At 62.2% G+C, this 2,191-nt stretch carries 2 protein-coding genes; both read left to right on the top strand.

Going from position 1 to position 2,191, the window contains the following annotated elements; all coding sequences use genetic code 11:
* Positions 1–394 precede the first annotated feature (394 nt).
* Positions 395–1,447, top strand: coding sequence for a dynamin family protein (locus QZZ60_RS11290; protein WP_295641460.1), 1,053 nt, complete (start codon positions 395–397; stop codon positions 1,445–1,447).
* Between the two features lies 1 nt (position 1,448).
* Positions 1,449–2,036, top strand: a complete 588-nt coding sequence (locus tag QZZ60_RS11295; RefSeq protein ID WP_295641462.1) for a hydrolase — start codon at positions 1,449–1,451, stop codon at positions 2,034–2,036.
* Positions 2,037–2,191: the final 155 nt, after the last annotated feature.

A 2,191-nucleotide genomic window follows, 5' to 3' on the forward strand; every position in this document is an offset into this window, starting at 1 on the left:
GGCCCCGGGCGACATCAGGAGCCCGGCCGGTGGTCATGAGCAGGCGGAATTTACTCCCGCCGTTAAGCGCAATGCCCGTCGTGCAAGTCTCGCGTCCGTACAGCGTGTCCCGGACAGACGGGCATGAGTGGTACTCGGGCGATGTCGTCACCTTGTCGGGGAATCGCTCAAGCGGCGACCATGTCGGGATGTTCTTTTCATCCTCTGCTCTGCCGTCCCCACGTCCGGGACTTGCCTTGCGCGGACAATAGGGTATCTTCGGAGGGGTTCGGACGCGCCGCAACGAATTTCCGGAGCGCCGAAGCCGTGCCGCGACGTGCGCGGCGGCCCGCGCTGCGGGCTGTTTTCATGAAAAGAAACGCTTCCTTTGTGCGGAAGCGGACGGGAGTCAGAGATGGGCGAGTTTCGCGTGCCCGATACCGGGCTTCACATTCTCATTCTGGGCTGCATGAGCTCGGGCAAGTCCACGGTGCTCAACGCACTGCTCGGCCGGGGCGTGTTCCCTGCGGGCAACCGGGCCACCACGGCGCAGATATTCCGCATCGTGCACGACCCGTGGTGCGAGGAAAACGTATGCCGCAATCCTTCGGAAAGCGACGAATGGCATCCGCTCACGCTGGAGCGTCTCGCATCCTACAACGGAACCATGCACGAAAACGTGCCCGCCGACATACGTCTGCGCCTGCCGCATCTGGAAAAAAAGCGCACCATCGTGTTCTACGACACCCCCGGTCCCAACACCAGCAAGCATGACGAACATCGGGGAGAAACCTATTTCGCGCTGGAAAAACTGCCGCTCACCCACATTTTTCTGGTGCTCGACATGGCTCAGCTGCACACCCGCGACGAAGAAGCCCTGCTCCACGACATGGGCCGCGTGGCCGCGCTGCGCGGCGGCGTTCCGGTGCTCGTCATACTCAACAAGGCCGACGTCATCGACGTGGAAAAGGAATCCGTGGACGACATCGTGAAGGAAGTGCGCGACACCGTGTCACAGCATCTGCCCGAGGGCTCCAACGTGGACGTCATTCCCGTCATGGCCAAGGGCGCGGAAGTGTGGCGACGCATGATAGACCGCGACAACCTGACGGTGTTTGAAGTGGAGTTCGGACAGTACATCGACTGGCGACTGTGCCGCGCCATGCTCGAAGCCGCCGTCATGCCCGAAGAAATCCGCGTGAGCGTGGCGGAACAGATGGAAGAATGGCGCAGACTCCAGAAATTTTCCCAGGCCTTCCGCTCCTCGCTGGAATACCTGGCCCGCCGCGTGCATCCCGAAAGCGCGGAACTCATCAACAAGAACGTGAGCAAGATCCTTGATTACGCCGACTGCCGCCGCGCCATCACGGGTTCGGGCATGGTGGCCCTCGAGGAATACATAGACCGTCTCACCGTCAAAAACTACGCCGTTCCCCTCGAGGGGGACGAGCTCACCAAAAGAGCATGACATGAAAACCAGCGCCATAACCAGAGATCAGGCCCTCACCCTTCTGAAATCCTGGAACGCCGAACCGTTCCACATCCTGCACGCCCTTACCGTCGAAGGCGTGATGCGCTACTTTGCCCGTACCCGCGGCTTTGCCGACGAAGAGGACTTCTGGGGACTCTGCGGCCTGCTGCACGACATCGACTTTGAACGCTTCCCCGAAGAACACTGCCGCAAGGCTCCCGAAATTCTGCGAGAAGCCGGCGTGAACGACGACATGATCCACGCCGTGTGCAGCCACGGCTATGGCCTGTGCTGCGACGTGGAACCCGAACACGAGATGGAAAAAATCCTCTTCGCCGTGGACGAACTCACCGGACTCATCGGCGCAGCCGTGAAAATGCGTCCCTCCGGCAGCGTCATGGACATGGAAGTGTCCAGCCTCAAAAAGAAGTTCAAGGACAAGCGTTTCGCCGCCGGCTGCTCCCGCGACGTCATCCGCTCCGGCGCGGAACGCCTCGGCTGGCCCCTCGACGAGCTCTTCTCCCAGACCCTCGATGCCATGCGCTCCTGCGAAGAAAGCGTGAACTCCCAGATGGCAGCCCTGTAACATCTTACGCCCCCTTCACGGCGCGCCTTCCCTCCCCGGAAGTGCGCGCCGCCCTTTTCTTCCCCCAAAGTCCCCGCATTCCCCCCTCTCCCAGGCCCCCCTGCACCGCCCTCCGCCCCTTCTGCGCCGCCCCCCCCCCCGCCGCCCGTACCTTC

Source organism: uncultured Mailhella sp. (genome assembly GCF_905187505.1).
Lineage (GTDB): Bacteria > Desulfobacterota > Desulfovibrionia > Desulfovibrionales > Desulfovibrionaceae > Mailhella.